The organism is Streptomyces sp. NPDC005962 (genome assembly GCF_040629205.1).
Lineage (GTDB): Bacteria > Actinomycetota > Actinomycetes > Streptomycetales > Streptomycetaceae > Streptomyces.
In genome coordinates, this window is sequence record NZ_JBEXVE010000012.1 from 227018 (window position 1) to 244264 (window position 17247).

17 protein-coding genes are annotated in these 17247 nt (G+C 70.4%); 7 read left to right on the top strand and 10 right to left on the bottom strand.

Annotation, left to right across the window (positions count from 1 at the left end):
* Nucleotides 1-87 precede the first annotated feature (87 nt).
* Nucleotides 88-1635: a S8 family serine peptidase gene (locus ABZ370_RS22035; RefSeq protein WP_358623419.1), complete on the bottom strand. Its 1548-nt coding sequence runs from the start codon at nt 1633-1635 to the stop codon at nt 88-90.
* A gap of 324 nt (nt 1636-1959) precedes the next feature.
* Between ABZ370_RS22035 and ABZ370_RS22040 the strand changes: the two genes are divergently transcribed.
* From ABZ370_RS22040 to moaA, 3 genes are all read left to right on the top strand, one after another.
* Complete coding sequence (locus tag ABZ370_RS22040; RefSeq protein WP_358623421.1) at nt 1960-2316, top strand: DUF485 domain-containing protein; 357 nt, start codon at nt 1960-1962, stop codon at nt 2314-2316.
* Nucleotides 2313-3932, top strand: a complete 1620-nt coding sequence (locus ABZ370_RS22045) for a cation acetate symporter (RefSeq protein ID WP_358623424.1) — start codon at nt 2313-2315, stop codon at nt 3930-3932. Before ABZ370_RS22040 ends, ABZ370_RS22045 begins: the two co-directional genes overlap by 4 nt.
* 121 nt (nt 3933-4053) lie before the next feature.
* Nucleotides 4054-5043 carry a GTP 3',8-cyclase MoaA gene (gene moaA, locus ABZ370_RS22050; protein ID WP_358623427.1) on the top strand — a complete coding sequence of 330 codons (990 nt, stop codon included), beginning with the start codon at nt 4054-4056 and terminating at the stop codon, nt 5041-5043.
* Nucleotides 5044-5060: 17 nt separating this feature from the next.
* Here the strand turns inward: moaA and ABZ370_RS22055 are convergent, their stop codons facing one another.
* Both ABZ370_RS22055 and ABZ370_RS22060 read right to left on the bottom strand, forming a co-directional pair.
* On the bottom strand, nt 5061-5303 hold the full coding sequence (locus ABZ370_RS22055) for a hypothetical protein (protein ID WP_358623430.1): 243 nt from the start codon (nt 5301-5303) through the stop codon (nt 5061-5063).
* Between the two features lie 193 nt (nt 5304-5496).
* On the bottom strand, nt 5497-5922 hold the full coding sequence (locus tag ABZ370_RS22060; protein ID WP_358623433.1) for a DUF3099 domain-containing protein: 426 nt from the start codon (nt 5920-5922) through the stop codon (nt 5497-5499).
* A 213-nt stretch (nt 5923-6135) separates the two neighbouring features.
* Between ABZ370_RS22060 and ABZ370_RS22065 the strand changes: the two genes are divergently transcribed.
* A complete protein-coding gene (locus ABZ370_RS22065; protein WP_358623435.1) occupies nt 6136-6417 on the top strand; it encodes a GlsB/YeaQ/YmgE family stress response membrane protein in 282 nt (93 codons plus the stop codon).
* 164 nt (nt 6418-6581) lie between these two features.
* On the opposite strand, the gene tyrS is transcribed toward ABZ370_RS22065, so the two are convergent.
* From tyrS to ABZ370_RS22080, 3 genes are all read right to left on the bottom strand, one after another.
* Complete coding sequence (gene tyrS / locus ABZ370_RS22070; RefSeq protein WP_358623438.1) at nt 6582-8000, bottom strand: tyrosine--tRNA ligase; 1419 nt, start codon at nt 7998-8000, stop codon at nt 6582-6584.
* A gap of 158 nt (nt 8001-8158) precedes the next feature.
* A complete protein-coding gene (locus ABZ370_RS22075) occupies nt 8159-9562 on the bottom strand; it encodes a metallopeptidase TldD-related protein (protein ID WP_358623441.1) in 1404 nt (467 codons plus the stop codon).
* A complete protein-coding gene (locus tag ABZ370_RS22080) occupies nt 9559-11136 on the bottom strand; it encodes a TldD/PmbA family protein (protein ID WP_358623444.1) in 1578 nt (525 codons plus the stop codon). Before ABZ370_RS22080 ends, ABZ370_RS22075 begins: the two co-directional genes overlap by 4 nt.
* Before the next feature lie 189 nt (nt 11137-11325).
* Here ABZ370_RS22080 and ABZ370_RS22085 point away from each other — a divergent pair, with 189 nt between their 5' ends.
* Entirely contained in the window at nt 11326-12777 is a 1452-nt protein-coding gene (locus tag ABZ370_RS22085) for an amidase (RefSeq protein WP_358623446.1), read from the top strand.
* A gap of 29 nt (nt 12778-12806) precedes the next feature.
* On the opposite strand, the gene ABZ370_RS22090 is transcribed toward ABZ370_RS22085, so the two are convergent.
* Both ABZ370_RS22090 and ABZ370_RS22095 read right to left on the bottom strand, forming a co-directional pair.
* Nucleotides 12807-13781: a hypothetical protein gene (locus ABZ370_RS22090; protein WP_358623448.1), complete on the bottom strand. Its 975-nt coding sequence runs from the start codon at nt 13779-13781 to the stop codon at nt 12807-12809.
* Nucleotides 13782-14046: 265 nt separating this feature from the next.
* The gene (locus tag ABZ370_RS22095; protein WP_358623450.1) at nt 14047-14883 is read right to left on the bottom strand and encodes an AraC family transcriptional regulator; all 837 of its coding nucleotides are present in this window, start codon (nt 14881-14883) and stop codon (nt 14047-14049) included.
* Between the two features lie 120 nt (nt 14884-15003).
* Here ABZ370_RS22095 and ABZ370_RS22100 point away from each other — a divergent pair, with 120 nt between their 5' ends.
* Nucleotides 15004-15834: a phytanoyl-CoA dioxygenase family protein gene (locus ABZ370_RS22100; protein ID WP_358623452.1), complete on the top strand. Its 831-nt coding sequence runs from the start codon at nt 15004-15006 to the stop codon at nt 15832-15834.
* A 51-nt stretch (nt 15835-15885) separates the two neighbouring features.
* Nucleotides 15886-16218 carry a hypothetical protein gene (locus ABZ370_RS22105; RefSeq protein ID WP_358623455.1) on the top strand — a complete coding sequence of 111 codons (333 nt, stop codon included), beginning with the start codon at nt 15886-15888 and terminating at the stop codon, nt 16216-16218.
* 336 nt (nt 16219-16554) lie between these two features.
* Here the strand turns inward: ABZ370_RS22105 and ABZ370_RS22110 are convergent, their stop codons facing one another.
* Both ABZ370_RS22110 and ABZ370_RS22115 read right to left on the bottom strand, forming a co-directional pair.
* Nucleotides 16555-16752: a hypothetical protein gene (locus ABZ370_RS22110; RefSeq protein ID WP_358623458.1), complete on the bottom strand. Its 198-nt coding sequence runs from the start codon at nt 16750-16752 to the stop codon at nt 16555-16557.
* Nucleotides 16749-17189, bottom strand: coding sequence for a hypothetical protein (locus ABZ370_RS22115; RefSeq protein WP_358623460.1), 441 nt, complete (start codon nt 17187-17189; stop codon nt 16749-16751). The genes ABZ370_RS22110 and ABZ370_RS22115 overlap by 4 nt, the downstream gene beginning before the upstream one ends.
* Nucleotides 17190-17247: the final 58 nt, after the last annotated feature.

Here is a 17247-nt window from a genome sequence, read left to right on the forward strand (position 1 = left end):
GGCGGATCCTCTCGCGGCTTCCTGGGAAACACGTACGGGCCGCCGGGCGGAAGCGCTGCCCGGCGGCCCGTACATCCTGTCAGCGGGTCACTTCTTGACCGCGTCCAGGGCGTCCACGATTCCGGCCCCGTAGAAGCCGTTGTACCCCTTGCCGCCCTCGCACACCGCGTCGATCTTGCCGTCGCCGTCGATGTCGTACGACGTCGGGCAGGCGGTGTCGTCGGCCCCGGCCGCCAGGAGGGCCTTCACCTGTGCGGCGGAGGCGTGCGGGTGGGTGCTCTTGATGAGCGCCGCGACGCCCGCCGCGTGCGGGGAGGCCATCGAGGTGCCCGCCATGTAGCCGTACTTGCCGCCCGGGAGCGTGTTGTAGATCCGGCCGTCCTCGGCCGGGGGCGCGGGCTTCTGGTACACAGTGCTGTCGCCGCCGGGGGCCGCGATGTCGATGACCCCGAGCCCGTGGTTGGAGAACGAGGACTTCAGCCCCTTGGCACCGGTCGAGGCGGTGGTGACGACGCCCGGCAGCTGGGTCGGGATGTCGAAGCAGGTGCTGGGGTCCACGACCCGCTCACCGGGGGTGGTGTCGTTCGGGCTGGAGGTGTCGGTGATCTTGTCGGAGGTGAGGTCGTAGTTCTCGTTGCCCGCCGCCGCGACGTTGACCACGCCCTTGCGCTCGGCGTACGAGGAGGCCCGGCGCACCGCGTCGACCAGGGCCTTCTGGTCCGGGTCACCGGTGCAGTTGAAGTACCACGGGTCGGTGTAATAGCTGTTGTTGGTGACGTCGACACCGTGCCCGGCGGCCCACATGAAGCCGCAGACGACGGCCTCGGTGTAGAAGAACCCGGCGGTCGTCGACACCTTGATGCCCGACACCTTGACGCCCGGGGCGACCCCGGTGACGCCGATGCCGTTCTTCGCGGCGGCGATCTCGCCCGCGACATGCGTGCCGTGCGGGCTCTCCTCGGCGCTCGGCCGCCAGGCGCCGTCGGCCGTGTCCGGCTTGCCGGACACACAGTTGACCGAGGCCTTGCGGTCGAAGTTCGGCGCGAGGTCGGGGTGGGTGTCGTCCACTCCGGTGTCGATGACCGCGACCGTCACCTTGCGGCTGCCGAGGCTCTTCTCATGGGCCTTGTCCGCCTTGATGGCGGGCAGGTCCCACTGCAGCGGCTCCAGCGGGTCCTGACCGGCCTTGGCGCGGGCCGCGACCGCCTTCTGCTCCTTCTCGCTCAGCAGCTTCGGGGTGCCGACGTCGCCGGTGGACTGGGCGGGCAGCGGCGCGGTGCGGGTGGCACCGGCGGAGGCGACGCCGCGGACCGTACGGAGGGTCTTGGCGAAGTCGGGGTTGGCCGAGTGGGCGACGATGACGCCGATCCGGTCGTACGAGATGACCACCGTGCCACCGGCCCGCTTGATGGCCTTCTCGATCCGCGAGTTGTCGTGGTGGCCCGGGCGGACGTTGACGACGTAGCTGAGCGACGGGCCGTCGGCGGTCGCGGCGGCCGGGGCGGTGGGCTGGTGGTTGTCCTGCCCGGTGGCGCCCGCCGCGGTCGGCAGGAACGCCAGCGCGCCGGTCAGCGCCAGGGCGGCGGGTATGGCGACGGCGCGCGGCGTCAGCCCCCGCGATCCGGAAGACTTCATTCGAGCGGAGGAACTCTTCCCGGGTCTGGGAGCATCCGATCTCAGCTGAGCCATGGGGTCTCCACCTCATCCGAAGCGACCGCCGCAGCGCGGATGCGCGTGGGCGGGTACATGACGAGCGAAGCTATCGCTGATCATCACCGAGTATCAATACATTCCGGAAGAAAACCCGCCACAGCGCCCGGAGCCAAACGTTCCTCCGAATCTCTCTCCGTCTTTCAACCACCAGACCCTGTCGCAGACTTCGCTACCGCCTTTACGATGCGTGATCCGGATCACCGTCGCCGCCGTACGTCCCCGTCGGACCACTCACCAGGAGAGACCGTGGATACCGCACCGGCCAGCGATCGTCCCGACGATCAGCGGCAGCACCACCGCCCCCCGTACGACGAGGTGCAGGCGAGCCCCGAGTTCGGCGAACTGCGCACCGCACACCGCTCGTTCGCGTTCCCGCTGACCATCGCGTTCGTCAGCTGGTACCTGCTGTACGTCCTGCTGTCCAACTACGCCGGCGGCTTCATGGGCACCAAGCTCGTCGGCAACATCAACGTCGCCCTGGTGTTCGGTCTGGCCCAGTTCCTGACCACCTTCCTGATCGCCTGGTGGTACTCCCGGCATGCCGCCGCCAAGCTCGACCCGCGCGCGGAGGCCATCAAGGCCCGTCTGGGGGATGGCTCATGAGTACGTATCTGCTCGCGGCCGAGAGCGCGTCGGACAACCGGCCGCTGATCATCACGCTCTTCTCGGTCTTCGTCCTGGCGACCCTCGGCATCACCATCTGGGCGGGCCGGCAGACCAAGGACGCCAACGACTTCTACGCCGGCGGCAGACAGTTCACCGGCTTCCAGAACGGGCTCGCCATCTCCGGCGACTACATGTCCGCCGCGTCCTTCCTCGGCATCGCCGGGGCCATCGCGCTCTCCGGCTACGACGGCTTCCTGTACTCCATCGGCTTCCTCGTCGCCTGGCTGGTCGCCCTGCTCCTGGTCGCCGAACCACTGCGCAACTCCGGCCGCTACACCATGGGCGACGTGCTCGCCTACCGGATGCGCCAGCGCCCGGTGCGCACCGCCGCGGGCGTCTCCACCATCGTCGTGTCGATCTTCTACCTGCTGGCCCAGATGGCGGGCGCGGGCGTCCTCGTCTCGCTGCTGCTGGGCATCACCAGCGAGGCCGGGAAGATCCTCATCGTCGTCCTGGTCGGCGTGGTGATGATGCTCTACGTCACCATCGGCGGGATGAAGGGCACCACCTGGGTGCAGATGGTCAAGGCCGTCCTGCTCATCGCGGGAACGCTGCTGATCACCTTCCTGGTGCTGCTCAAGTTCCACTTCAACGTCTCCGACCTGCTGGGCGAGGCGGCCAAGAACAGCGGCATGGGCGCCTCGTTCCTGGAGCCGGGCCTGAAGTACGGGATCAACGCCACCTCCAAGCTCGACTTCCTCTCCCTCGGCATCGCGCTCGTCCTCGGCACCGCCGGACTGCCGCACATCCTCATCCGCTTCTACACCGTCCCCACCGCCCAGGCCGCCCGTAAGTCGGTCAACTGGGCGATCGGCATCATCGGCGGCTTCTACCTGATGACCATCGCGCTCGGCTTCGGCGCGGCGGCCCTGCTGGACCGGGACGCGATCATCGCCTCCAACAAGTCCGGCAACACCGCCGCGCCCCTGCTCGCCGAGGAGATCGGCGGCGGCGCGGACTCCACCGGCGGCGCGATCCTGCTCGCGGTGATCTCCGCGGTGGCGTTCGCCACCATCCTCGCCGTCGTCGCCGGGCTCACCCTGGCCTCCTCGTCGTCCTTCGCCCACGACCTGTACGCCAACGTGATCCGCAAGGGCCAGGCGACCCAGAAGGAGGAGATCCGGGCCGCCCGCTGGGCCACCGTCGGCATCGGCACCGTCGCCGTCGTCCTCGGCGTCTTCGCCCGAGATCTCAACGTCGCGGGGCTCGTCGCCCTGGCCTTCGCGGTCGCCGCCTCCGCCAATCTGCCGACCATCCTCTACAGCCTGTTCTGGAAACGTTTCACCACCCAGGGCGCCCTCTGGTCGATCTACGGCGGACTCATCTCCTCCGTCTTCCTGGTGCTCTTCTCGCCCGTCGTCTCCGGCAAGCCCACCTCGATGTTCCCGGACGTCGACTTCCACTGGTTCCCGCTGGAGAACCCCGGCCTGATCTCCATCCCGCTGGGCTTCCTGCTGGGCTGGCTGGGCACCCTCGTCTCCAAGGAAGAGCCGGACAAGGCCAAGTACGCCGAACTGGAGGTCCGCTCGCTCACCGGACACGGCGCCCACTGACGCCGCACGACCCCCCGGCGGCCCGCACGACCCCCGGCGGCCCCTCGGCGTCATCGCTTTCGCGTACGGTGCGGGACAATTGACCTCAGCGCACGCAAGCGAACCGTGAGGGGCCGCCGACATGCTGATCGACACCTATGGTCGAGTCGCAACCGACCTGCGTGTCTCCCTGACCGACAGGTGCAACCTGCGGTGCACCTACTGCATGCCGGAAGAAGGGCTTCAGTGGCTCGCCAAACCGGATCTGCTCACCGACGAGGAGATCGTCCGGCTTATCCGGATAGCCGTCACGGACCTCGGCGTCACCGAGGTCCGCTTCACCGGCGGTGAGCCACTGCTGCGCCCCGGCCTCGTCTCCATCGTCGAGCGCTGCGCCGCCCTCACCCCGCGCCCGCAGATGTCTCTGACCACCAACGGCATCGGCCTGGAGCGCACCGCCGCGGCCCTGCGCGACGCCGGTCTGGACCGGGTCAACGTCTCGCTGGACACCCTGCGCCCGGACGTCTTCCAGACCATGACCCGGCGCAAGCGCCACGGCGACGTGCTGCGCGGCCTGGACGCCGCGCGCTCCGCCGGACTCACCCCGGTCAAGGTCAACGCCGTGCTGATGCCCGGCCTCAACGACGACGAGGCCCCCGATCTGCTCGCCTGGGCCGTGGAGAACGGCTATGAGCTGCGCTTCATCGAGCAGATGCCGCTCGACGCCCAGCACGGCTGGAAGCGCGAGGGCATGATCACCGCCGGGGACATCCTGGAGAGCCTGCGGACCCGTTTCACCCTCACCGCGGAGGGCGAGGATGAGCGCGGCTCGGCCCCCGCCGAGCGCTGGCTGGTCGACGGCGGCCCGGCCCGCGTCGGCGTCATCGCCTCCGTCACCCGCCCCTTCTGCCGCGCCTGCGACCGCACCCGGCTCACCGCCGACGGACAGGTGCGCACCTGCCTGTTCGCGCGCGAGGAGTCCGACCTGCGGGGCGCGCTGCGCTCCGGGGCGCCGGACGAGGAGGTCGCCCGGCTGTGGCGGCTGGCGATGTGGGGGAAGAAGGCGGGATCGGGGCTGGACGACCCGTCGTTCCTGCAACCGGACCGCCCGATGTCGGCGATCGGCGGCTGACCACCGGTGATCGGTGCTCACTGGCCTTCGGCGGCCGACCACTCCTCCAGGGTCACGACGTCCTTCAGGAAGCCGCGCATGTCGAGGAACTTCGACAGATGCTCGCGGTGTTCCTCGCACGCCAGCCACGTCTTCCGCCGCTCCGGGGTGTGCAGCTTGGGATTGTTCCAGGCCAGCACCCATACGGCGTCGGCGCGGCAGCCCTTGGCGGAGCAGATCGGAGTGTCGGTCCCGGAGGCGGTGTTGTCGAGGATGTTCACACCGCAGACTCTACGGAAACCGGCGCGGACATGACGACGCCGGGCAGCCACGGGGGGAGCCGCCCGGCGTCGGTCCGTCGCTCCGACGGGGGATGCGGAGCGCGTACGAAGTATGTCACGAGGGATAGGGCGAGGTGCACTGGAACAGCATGATTGATCTGAGCTTTTCCTGAGGTTACGGAAACGCGCCAGGTCAGCCGGGCCCGCCGCGGCCCTCCTCGCTGGTATGTGCGGCCTCTTCCGGGACGGATTCCGCCGCTGCCGAATCCGGCGCCGTATCCGACGGCGAATGCGGTTCCGTATCCGACGGCGCCTTGTCCGGGCCGGAGTTCAGCATCGGGCGCAGCGGAGTCGGGATGAAGGTCGACGGAAGCGAAGTGACGTTCTCCCGGCCCGCGTTCGCTATCACCACCGCGACATAGGGCAGTACCACGCCCAGTACCAGGGCGACGATGGCCACATGGCGCTCGACGTTCCACAGCACGGCCGTCAGCACGACCGCCAGCGTCCGCACCGACATCGAGATCACGTAGCGCCGCTGCCGGCCGCGCACATCGTCGGCCAGCCCCTGACGGGCCCCGGTGATCCGGAAGACCTCGGCCTCGCTGTGCTTCCGCATCACGTTCCACCACCTGGTTTCCGAGCAGGTATTTTCCGCCCCGATACGTACTCAACGTTACGCCGCGCCCCCGCACGGTTCGAGGCCGGGGCACCCCGATGGGTGGCGACGCCGATACGGCAGGGCGTGTACGGGTCACTTCGACATGCGCCGTAGCGAAAACGGTCGAACACTGGGAGGAAACGCGCATCCACCGCCGCGTCAGGAGGCGACATGAACTGGCTGTGGGCGATCGTCGTAGGAATCATTCTCGGTTTGATCGCCAAGGCGATTCTGCCGGGTAAACAAGACATTCCGCTCTGGCTGACCTGCATCTACGGCATTCTCGGAGCCATCGTGGGCAATGCGGTGGCCGGCTGGATCGGAGTCAGGCACACCGGCGGATTCGACTGGATCCGGCATCTGCTGCAGCTGGCCGGGGCTGTCGTGATCGTCGCCCTCGGCACCCCGCTGTGGCAGACGATCCGGCACGGCGGCAGGAGAGAACGGGCCTGAGCGGGCCTGACCGGGCCTGAGCCGAGCAGGCCTGAGCGGCGCCGACGGCCGGGAGCGCAGCGCGGAAGCCGCGGCGGCCGGCGCGCATGGTGGAAGCGCACCGGCCGCCGCTCCGGCCTCACGGGCTCTTCGCCCAGGTCACAGTCCGGGTCACACGCCCCGGGTCACACGCCCTGGAGCTGGGCGATCTTCCGTCCGGCCTTGAGGTAGACCCCGCCGGAGGGCGCGGTGAGCCCCTCGTCCGCCAGCACCTCCGCGACCACCTCGGCCAGCGGCCGTACCGCCTGGGCCTCGGCGAGCACGATCGCCCGCTGACCGTCCTCGGCCTCGACGACCAGCCGCAGACCGTTCTGCTTGGCGACCCGGCGGGCCGCCGACGCGCTCGGCTGGAACTCCAGGACCTTGCTCAGCACGGTCGCGATGGTCTCGCCGCCGTGCTCGGCGGCGTCGACCACCGGCAGCGTCCCGACGTCGGTGAAGCTCTTCTTGGAGAACTGCGCGACGAAGCCCGCACGCGCCGCCATCGCCGCCTCGATGCCGTACAGCGCCGCCACGACCTCGCCCGCCAGCACCTTCTTGAGGTCCATCGGGTGCAGCGACCTGGTCTCCAGCCGGGTGGTCACGGCGGCGATCTCCGCGTCCGTCCACTCCGTCCACGCCTCCAGGTACGGCTTCATCAGCCGGTCCGGAATCGACATGATCTTGCCGAAGACATCGTCGGCGGGCGCGCCGAGCGCCACGTAGTTGCCCTTGGACTTGGACATCTTCGCGCCCGTGCCGTCCGTGCCCTCGATCAGCGGCATGGTGACGACCAGCTGCGGCTGCTGGCCGCGCAGCTCCATCAGCTTGCGGCCCATCTGCAGATTGAGCAGCTGATCGGCGCCGCCCAGCTCCACGTCGCTCTCCAGCGCCACCGAGTCCAGGGCCTGTGCGATCGGGTACAGCAGCTCGGACATGGTCAGCCCGGACCCGGCGGCCAGCCGGTTGCGGAAGTCGTCGCGCTGCAGCAGCTGCGACACCGGTACCTGGGCGAGCAGCCCCAGCAGCTCCGGGAAGGTGTACGGCGCCAGCCACTCGCTGTTCTGCCGGAAGCTGACCTTCTCGAAGTCGAAGAACGGCTTGACCTGCTGCTGGTAGCCCGCGAGGTTCCGGGCGATGTCGTCGTCGGTGAGCGGCGGGCGCTCGGCCGTACGCCCCGACGGGTCGCCGATCTTGGCCGTGAAGTCACCGATCAGCAGGGTGACGTCGTGTCCCATCCGCTGGAAGCGGTTGAGGACGATCATCGGCACGGTGTGGCCGAGATGCACATCGGCGGCCGTGGGGTCGATGCCCAGCTTGATGGCGAGGCCCTTGCCCGCCGTCCGGCGCTCCTCGATCCGCTCGGCCAGCTCCTTGACCCCCGGCAGGACCTCGACCGTACGGGAGGCGATCAGCTCGGCCTGCTCCTGGGCCGAGAGGTCGCTCAGATCGAGGGAACGCCGCGCGGACGTCTCGGCGAGCAGTTGCTCGACGGTCTTGTCGGAGGAGAGATCCTGGTCGAGCAGCTCGCGGGCGCGGGCGACGGATGCGCCGAGGCGTGTCATGGGGGTCCTGGTGAGAGTCAGGGGCGGACGGATGGGCGGGGACCAGTCTATTCGCCGGTCCCGCCCGGCCAATTCCAATATCGTCGGCCGGACCGTTCGGCGGGACCATTGGGCCGGATCTTTCGGCGGGGTCGCTCGGCCGGACCGTTCGGCCGGTCTCACACTCCTTTGCTGACCGAGCTCATATTGAAGTCCGGGATGCGCAGCGCGGGCATCGCGGCGCGGGTGAAGTAGTCGCTCCATTCGCGCGGCAGGGTGGGCTCGGTGCGCCCCGCCTCGGTGGCGCGGGAGAGCAGGCTCACCGGCGACTCGTTGAACCGGAAGTTGTTCACCTCGCCGACGACCTCGCCGCCCTCCACCAGATACACCCCGTCCCGGGTGAGCCCGGTCATCAGCAGGGTGGCCGGATCGACCTCGCGGATGTACCACAGGCAGGTCAGCAGCAGGCCCCGCTCGGTCGAGGCGACCATCTCCTCCAGCGATCGGGTGCCGCCCGCGTCCAGGATCAGGTTGTCGATCCCCGGGGCCAGGGGCAGCCCGGTCAGCTCCGCCGAATGCCGGGTGGTGACCAGGTGCCGCAGCACCCCGTCCCGAATCCAGTCGGTGGCGGGCAGCGGCAGCCCGTTGTCGAACACCGACGCGTCGTCTCCGGAGGAGTGCGCGATCACGAACGGCGCCGCCTCAAGACCCGGCTCACGCGGGTCGCTGCGCAGCGTGAGCGGCAGCTCCGACAGCGTGTCCCCGACCCGGGTGCCGCCGCCCGGCTTGCTGAAGACCGTACGGCCCTCCGCCGCGTCCCGGGCCGACGAGGACCACAGCTGGTAGATCAGCAGATCGGCGACGGCCGTCGGGGGCAGCAGCGTCTCGTAGCGGCCCGCCGGAAGCTCGACCTTCCGCTCGGCCCAGCGAAGCCGCCGGACCAGCTCGGCGTCGATCGCCGCCGGGTCCACGTCCGTGAAGTCGCGGGTCGCCCGCCCGGCCCAGGCCGAGCGCGTCATGTCCGGCGACTTGGCGTTCAGCTCCAGCGTGCCGCTCGGCTGGTCATGGCGCAGCCGCAGCCCGCCGGAGGTGCCCAGATAGCTGGAGACCACCTCATGGCTGGCGAACCCGTACAGCTCCCGGCCGCCCGCGCGGGCGGCGGCGAACGCCTCGCCGAGCGCCGGGGCGAACGCCGCGAACACCTCCGAGGAGGTCTCGGCGGGGGAGTCGGTGAAGCCGGGGGAGGCGCTCCCGGCCATCCCGGCCATGCCGGCCTCGACCAGCGGCTGGGCGTCCTCGGCCGGACCCGCGTCCCGCGCGGCCGCCTCGGCGGCCCGTACCAGCGGCTCCAGCTCCCCGGCGGTCACCGCCGACCGGGACACCACCCCGGAGGCGGTGCCCTCCGCGCCGTCCACGGTGGCCACCACGGTCAGGGTGCGGCCCCGGGTGACGCCGTTGGTCGTCAGCGCGTTGCCCGCCCAGCGCAGATTGGCGGTCGACGTCTCGTTCGCGATCACCACACAGCCGTCCGCGCGGGACAGCTCCAGGGTGCGCTCCACGATCTCGTGCGGCTTCACACTCATGCTCCCGCCTCCTGGGTCGTGTTGAGGATGTTCACGCCACGGAAGAGCGCGGACGGGCAGCCGTGCGACACGGACGCGACCTGGCCGGGTTGGGCCTTGCCGCAGTTGAAGGCGCCGCCCAGGACGTACGTCTGCGGCCCGCCGACGGCCGTCATCGAGCCCCAGAAGTCGGTGGTGCTCGCCTGGTACGCGAAGTCCCGCACCTGGCCCGCGAGGACCCCGTTCCGAATCCGGTACGCCCGCTGCGCCGTGAACTGGAAGTTATAGCGCTGCATATCGATCGACCACGACCGGTCGCCGACCAGATAAAGCCCGTTCTCCACATCCCCGATCAGCGCTTCGGTCGAAGGCCCCTCGGGGGCGGGCCGCAACGACACATTCGCCATCCGCTGCACAGGCACATGCCCCGGCGAATCGGCGTAAGCGCAGCCGTTGGACCGCTCGAAACCGGTCAGCCGGGCGATCCTGCGGTCCAGCTGGTACCCCACCAGAGTGCCGTCCCTCACCAGGTCCCAGGACTGCGCGGCCACGCCCTCGTCGTCGTACCCGATCGTGGCGAGCCCGTGCTCGGCGGTCCGGTCACCGGTGACGTTCATGATCTCCGAGCCGTACCGCAGGCTGCCCAGCTTGTCGAAGGTCGCGAACGACGTCCCCGCGTACGCCGCCTCGTACCCCAGCGCCCGGTCCAACTCGGTCGCATGCCCGATCGACTCATGGATCGTCAGCCACAGATTGGACGGATCGATCACCAGGTCGTACGAGCCGGCCTCGACCGGCGGCGCCGCCATCTTCTCCGCCAGCAGCCCGGGCAGCTCCGCCAGCTCCGCGTCCCAGTCCCAGCCGCCCGCCCCGGTCAGGTACTCCCACCCCCGCCCGACCGGCGGGGCCAGGGTCCGCATCGACTCGAACTCCCCGCTCACCGGGTCCACCGCCACCGCGGTCAGCTGCGGGTGCAGCCGCACCCGCTGCTGGGTGGTCGTGGTGCCCGCCGTATCCGCGTAGAACTTGTTCTCATGGACGGTCAGCAGCGCCGCGTCCGCATGCGCCACCCCGTCCGCCGCCAGCAGCCGCCCGCTCCACTCGGCCAGCAGCCCCGTCTTGTCCGTGTCCGGCACGCCGAACGGATCGACCTCGTACGACGACACCCACGTCCGGTCCGCGTGCACCGGCTCATCCGCCAGCTCCACCCGCCCGCCCGTCTCCCACCCCCGCCCTTCCAAGGAGGCGCTGCGCGCGCTCTTTGATTCGGACCCCGCCGCCTCGATCACCTTCGCCGACAGCTTGGCCATCGCCACCGCTTGCGAGGCCACCCGCGCCGCCGCGTCCATCGACAAATCGACCCCGGACGCGAACCCCCAACTCCCCCCATGCACCACCCGCACCGCATACCCGAGGTCCGTGATGTCGGACGCTCCCGCGACCCGCGCATCCCGCAACCGCCACGAGGCACTCCGCACCCGCTCGAACCGAAAGTCCGCATGCCCGGCCCCCAGCGCCCGGGCCCGCGCCAACGCCGCGTCGGCAAGCGCGCGCAACGGCAGCGCGAGGAAGGACGGATCGATCTCGTGCACCACGGCGACCCCTTCGTCGGTAGGTATCCGTCGCAGTGAACCACGCCACCCCGCCCCCCGGGCGCGCCCATCGCATGACCGGGCCGCGGCGGCGGCGAACCGCCGCCACGCAACGTGATGAGTTGAGTCGTCTATCCCGTTGCGCGAAGCGGTATTTCATGGCCTGCTTCAGAGGTCGGTAGCGTCGGATTCATGGAGTGGAGTTTTCGGACGGCCGAAGAGTTGGCGGCCGCATTGCGTGCTGGTGAAGTGACCTCGGCGGAACTGACCGATGAGGCGATTGCCCGTATCGAGCGCGACGACGAGGTGATCAACGCGATCTGTGTGCCGGACTTCGACCGTGCGCGGGCCGCCGCGCACGGTGCCGACCAGGCGCGCGCCCGTGGCGAGGTCCGGCCGCTGCTCGGTATTCCGGTGACGGTCAAAGAGTCCTACAACGTGGCTGGGCTGCCCACGACCTGGGGCATGCCGCAACACCGGGACTATATGCCGGCCGAGGACGCGGTACAGGTGTCGCGGCTCAAGGCCGCGGGCGCGGTGGTGCTGGGTAAGACCAATGTGCCGTTGGGGCTGCAAGATATCCAGAGCTTCAACGAGATCTACGGCACCACTCACAATCCGTGGGATCACGATCGCACCTCGGGCGGATCTTCCGGCGGATCAGCGGCGGCCCTGGCGTCCGGATTCTGCGCGCTGTCCATCGGCTCCGACCTCGCCGGTTCGCTGCGCACCCCCGCGCATTTCTGCGGCGTCTATGCGCACAAGCCGACACTCGGACTGGCGGCAACCCGCGGCATGGGCGCGCCGCCGGCACCGTCATTGCCGGTCGACCTCGACCTCGCCGTCGTCGGTCCGATGGCGCGCACTGCCCGCGACCTCACGCTCCTGCTCGACGTCATGGCCGGACCGGACCCGCTGACGCTCGGCAAGGCGTACGACGTGACGCTGCCGCCCGCGCGCCACGAGCGGCTCGGCGACTTCCGGGTCCTGGTCGTCGACGAGCATCCGCTCATTCCGACCGGGTCCGCTGTGCGGGCGGGCGTGAACCGGGTGGCCGACGCACTTGTCGACGGCGGCGCCCGCGTCGAACGGCACACTCCGCTGCTGCCCGACCTGACCGAAGCCGCGACGCTCTACACGCAGTTGCTGTTCTCGGGCTCCGTCGCGCGTTTTCCCGTCGAAGCGTACGAGCAGCTGCGGACCCGCGCCGCCGGACTGAGCGCGGACGACCAGAGCCTCGACGCGACGCGGCTGCGTGGCATGGTGTTCAGCCACCGCGACTGGATCGAGGCGAACAACCGTCGCGAACTCCACCGCCACGGCTGGCGGCAGCTCTTCGCCGAGTTCGATGCCGTGGTGTGTCCGATCACGCCGACTCCCGCGTTCCCGCACGACCACAACCCCAATCCGCTGGAACGCCGGATCGACATCGACGGCGTCGGGTACCCGTACTTCGACCAGCTCGTCTGGGCCGGTGTGGCCACTATGCCCGGCCTGCCCGCCACCGCCATACCAGCGGGCCGGTCCCCCGAGGGTCTGCCGGTGGGAGTGCAGCTCATCGGTCCGATGTTCGAGGACCGCACCCCGCTGCGGCTGGCCGAACTGCTCGAGCAGAAGATCGGCGGCTTCCAGGCACCGAGGTAGGGCGTACTACGGGGCCCGCCGAAGCCGGATCAGGCGCGCAGGGTGACGCCGAAACGGGTCCTCATCCGCCGCAGTTCCCACAACGCGACAGCGGTCACCGACAGCGGCCCGCCCAGCGTGGAGCAGAACTGGGCGATGGGCGGGCCCGCCGGCATGCCGTCGCCGATCATGCTGAAGGCCGCGAACACCCACACCAGCGTCAGGGTGAGGACGGGCGGCAGCATCGGGTGGACCTGGGCGCTGTTGAAGGCACTGCGGGCCGAGTACAGCGACGCCATGAAGAAGAAGGGAAAACCCCACACGATCACGATCAGCGAGGCGACGGCCAGTACGTACTCCCACCAGCTCTTCCCGTCGTTGGCGTCGACGATCAGGGCCGTCGGGACGAGGACTCCGCCCATCACGACCAACGTCAGCACGTACCAGCCGACCGCCTTGAGCGGAGCGCGCAGCCGGGAGCGCAGATGCGGCCGCAGGTGCGGGGGCGCGTAGTAGATGAATCCGATGATGACCAGGGGCGCGGCGATGATCAGCACGAACGGGGCGAGGATGAGTTGGGCGGCACCGCCGTACGCCGCGTCCTTCCAGCGGTTCGGATCCACGTTGTAGGCGAGGATCAGGCCGATGGTGGCGGCGGCGCCGAGCACCGTGCGGGCCAGCTGGACGCGGTCCACGGCGCGGTCCACGATCCGGCCTTCACCGTCCTGCGCGAAGAGCCTGGTGGCAACGCGGTGCGCGGAGCGCAGGATCGCGCCGATGAGCCCGAAGGGAGAGCCGAACGACAGGCAGCCGCGGCGGCGCCGAGCGGCGGGCCTCGTCGGCTGGGGGCGGTAGGGGTACGGAGGCTGGTTCGGGTTCGGGTACGGGCCCGGATGCGGTGGTGGCGGACCGTACGGGCCGCCCTGCGGTGGTCCGTAGGGAGCGCCCCAGCCGCCCTGGCCTCCCGGTCCGCTGCCGCCAGGCTGACCCGGGCCGTTTCCCGGCCCCCATCCCCCCGTAGCCATGCCGTTCCCCGTTCACTTTCGGCCAGTTGGCGTGTGTCATGTGGTGCCAGGCGCAGTGTAGTGGCACATCAGGTGACAGAGGCCGCCCTCGTCGCCGGTCGCGGCACCTTGCCCCCGTCGCGCCACATACGTGCATATCCATCACCGCGCCCCGCATTGCCCAATACCGCCTATCGGCCCCTCGGATGAGGGGCCGATAGCGGAATCTGTCCAGGTCAGTCGTTCGGCAAGCACCTCCGGCAGCGCGCCGCGTCGGGGAACATCCTCAGGAGCCGGGGCCGGGGCCGGGGCCGGGGCCGGGCGCTCCGTCGCGGATCGCCCGTGGCGAGGCGCCGAGTTCGCGGCGGCAGACCTTGTTGAACGCCTGGAGGTCCGCGATCCCCACCGACGCCGCGATCGTGGCGATCGGCAGCGTCGTCTCGCGCAGCAGGTGCCTGGCCCGCTCCATGCGGCGGTGCCGGATGTGGGCCACGACCGTGTCCCCGGTCTCGGCCCGGAAGAGCCGGGTGAGGTGGTTGTGCGAGACGCCCGCCCCGCGCGCCACGTCCGGCACGGTGAGCGGCTCGGCGAGACGCGACTCGACGTACGCGATCGCGGCGGCGACGGCGGGGTGCCCGCCGCCCGTGCCGGTGGGGACGGACAGCTGCGCCACGCGCCACAGTGCTGACCACACCTCGGCGACCGCCTGCGCCGGGGCCCTGGGGACGGCCGCGATGGCCTGGAGCAGGAGGCTGGAGAGCAGGGCCGTCTGGGCCCCCGCGTTCTGCACCACCGGCACCGTACGGGCCGCCCCGTGGTCGGGTAGCCGCAGATGGGCGTACAGGTGCTCGGAGCGCCCGCGATAGCGGTAGCGCACCAGGACACCGGGCGGGACGAGGCTGACGTAACCGGGCCGCACGGTGTACGCGACGCCGTCGACCGTGAGCTCGGCGGTGTAGCGGTAGAGGTGCAGCTGCCACAGGTCGGGCAGGCGGAAGACGTCGCGGGTGCGCCGCGTGCCGTGGACGCCGACGCCGAGCCCCTCGATGTGCGGGGGCGAGTCGAGCCGGACCGGGACCCGCTGCAGCTGGGACTGGGAAGCTGCTCCCGTCGTGTCCGTCATGGTGAAAAATTACCAGTAGTAGTGAGCAGGACCCACGCGTCCCGGGGTGGCCGCGTTCTAGCGTCGTGGAGACGAACCACGAGAAACCACCCGCTCCCGCTCTCCCGACCGGAGGAGAACATGGCCGCCCGACCCGCTCGCGAACAGCTCATGACCTCGGCGCTCATGGCCCGGTTCGTGGCCCACGGCTTTCTGCGCCTCGATTCCGTCGTCCCCGACTCCCTCAACGACCAAGCCCTCGGTGTGCTCGCTGCGGGCGTGCCGGCCGTCCCGCACGGCACCCCGGTCGCCGAGGCGTTCCCCGAGGGCTCCTTCGCGCGCAGCCTGCTCGACCTCCCGGCCGTGGCCGGTGCGCTCTACAGCCTGGTCGGCCCGGACCCCACCATCGACCACCACGCCGTTCACATCCGGCAGCCCCAGGAGGGCCGGGCCCAGCCGCTGCACGGGGACGCCATCATCGATGTCCGGCCGGACGCCTTCGACGTCCAGCTCATGTACTACCCGCGCGAGGTGACGCTGGAGGCCGGCGGGACCCTGATCGTGCCGGGCAGCCATCTGCGGCGCACCAACGAGAGCGACACCGGCCGGTACCAGAACCTGCTCGGCCAGCAGCGGATGGTGTGTCCCGCGGGCACGGTGCTGATTCTGCACCACGGCATCTGGCACGGCGGCCGGCGCAACGACAGCGGTGTCCCGCGCTACATGTTCAAGATCCGCTTCAATCCGACCGTCCCGCAGGTCCGCCTGTGGAACACCGATGACCTCGGCGACCCGGCGGTGGCCGAGGAGCTGCGGACCCGGTTCCCATGGTACGAGCAGGCGACCGGGCGGCTGGAGCTGCACAACCGGATCAGGCTGTGGCGGGCGCTGACCGGGGACCCGTCCTTCGATCTGGACCACTGGATGACCCGGGTGACCAACCGGCCCGGCAGGGCCACCGCCGACGCCTGAGCGCCGTCCCGCCCCCTCCCCGCCGTCGCCTCACACCAGGAGCTGTCCACCGTGACCACACAGCCCACGACCGCCGAGCCCGTCCTCACCAGCACCGTCCGGCAGCAGGTGCTCGTCCTCTACCTGAACGACTCCTCCCTCGACAGCGGCGTCATCGGCTGGGCGCGCTACGACGGCACGGGCGCCACGTCACACACCGCCGGGGACGGGGACGAGCCGCCGTACGCCACCGGCCTGGCGGCACTGCTCGACGGCTGGCGGCTGTTCCAGGCGTCGCAGCTCATCCCGCCCTACCCGGGCCACGAGTACGACGTGTCCTTCCTCAAGCACGAATTCCTGTTCGAGAAGCTCGCCAACACAGCCACGGCCACCGCTCCCGCGTGACGCCGCCGCCGGGCCCGGCCTCGCCGTGACCGGCCTGCGCCCGGCTACCCCCGTCGCAGGTCCGTAGCTCATCTTCGGACGTAGGGACGACGGGGGGCGGACCGCCGGAGTGCGTCCGGCCGGGGGGAACCGGATCGGCAACGGCCCGCCCGGTCTATGGAGTCGCGGCGCGAGCCGAGCGTCGGACAGCGTCGTGCAGGCGCTCACCGGCCGGGCACTGTTGGCCGTTGCGGCAGTTGGGGCAGCCCTCGGCGTGGTCGAGGAACCGCGCCCACGCCGTCGGCCGTGCCGGGACGAGGGCGATGATCTTCCGGCTGGCCCTCATCCGTGGGGACTTCATCGCTGCCGCCTGGCGGGCTCGTCGCGGGCGAGGAGGTTCCCGTCGAACGGGTCGCGTTGCTTCGGGAAGCTGTCGGCGCACGTGCCCGGACAGGCGTAGACGGTGCCGCCACCGGCGCTCGCGCCGTGCCCGATCGCGACGACGACCGGCTGCCTGGTGGTCGTTTGGCACCGGGCGCAGACCTGGACGCTCACCGGGCTGTCGCCCCCTCGGCGGGCTCGGCGGCGATCGCCCGCACCAGGGCCTCGCGGAGCCGTCCGGGGTCGGTGAGGTAGCGGTCCGGTCCCACCGGAATGCGCCAGTGGAGGCGCGGACCAGCCCTCCAGTCGACAGGCGGTACGCCGACGTACGTGACCTCGGCGCCGTGCGCGCCGAGCGCCTGTACCTGCGGTAGGCCTCGCCAGTCCTGGGCATGGCCCGTCTGGGTGAGCCAGTACATGAGGCCGTAGTCGGCGATGACGGCGCCGGACGCGTCGCCGAGTAACTCCAGCGCCCGTTCACCGATCTCAGCAGGCGCGCGCAGCACGTCCCAGTGAGGGCCGACCTTGACCATCTCGACGTCGCTGCCGCGCGGCGGCGTCCATGGAGCGGGTGTTCTGTGTTGCGTCTGCACGGGGTCTCCTGGCGTCATCGGTAAAGGGGCTGACGCATCGAGGTTCGTCGTGTGATCGCGATCACGGGATGACCGG

Bases quoted from the DNA above. Each gene is read 5' to 3' on its own strand.
- ABZ370_RS22035 (WP_358623419.1), bottom strand. From the start codon at position 1,635: ATGAAGTCTTCCGGATCGCGGGGGCTGACGCCGCGCGCCGTCGCCATA.
- ABZ370_RS22045 (WP_358623424.1), top strand. From the start codon at position 2,313: ATGAGTACGTATCTGCTCGCGGCCGAGAGCGCGTCGGACAACCGGCCG.
- moaA (WP_358623427.1), top strand. From the start codon at position 4,054: ATGCTGATCGACACCTATGGTCGAGTCGCAACCGACCTGCGTGTCTCC.
- ABZ370_RS22060 (WP_358623433.1), bottom strand. From the start codon at position 5,922: ATGCGGAAGCACAGCGAGGCCGAGGTCTTCCGGATCACCGGGGCCCGT.
- ABZ370_RS22065 (WP_358623435.1), top strand. From the start codon at position 6,136: ATGAACTGGCTGTGGGCGATCGTCGTAGGAATCATTCTCGGTTTGATC.
- tyrS (WP_358623438.1), bottom strand. From the start codon at position 8,000: ATGACACGCCTCGGCGCATCCGTCGCCCGCGCCCGCGAGCTGCTCGAC.
- ABZ370_RS22075 (WP_358623441.1), bottom strand. From the start codon at position 9,562: ATGAGTGTGAAGCCGCACGAGATCGTGGAGCGCACCCTGGAGCTGTCC.
- ABZ370_RS22085 (WP_358623446.1), top strand. From the start codon at position 11,326: ATGGAGTGGAGTTTTCGGACGGCCGAAGAGTTGGCGGCCGCATTGCGT.
- ABZ370_RS22090 (WP_358623448.1), bottom strand. From the start codon at position 13,781: ATGGCTACGGGGGGATGGGGGCCGGGAAACGGCCCGGGTCAGCCTGGC.
- ABZ370_RS22095 (WP_358623450.1), bottom strand. From the start codon at position 14,883: ATGACGGACACGACGGGAGCAGCTTCCCAGTCCCAGCTGCAGCGGGTC.
- ABZ370_RS22100 (WP_358623452.1), top strand. From the start codon at position 15,004: ATGGCCGCCCGACCCGCTCGCGAACAGCTCATGACCTCGGCGCTCATG.
- ABZ370_RS22115 (WP_358623460.1), bottom strand. From the start codon at position 17,189: ATGACGCCAGGAGACCCCGTGCAGACGCAACACAGAACACCCGCTCCA.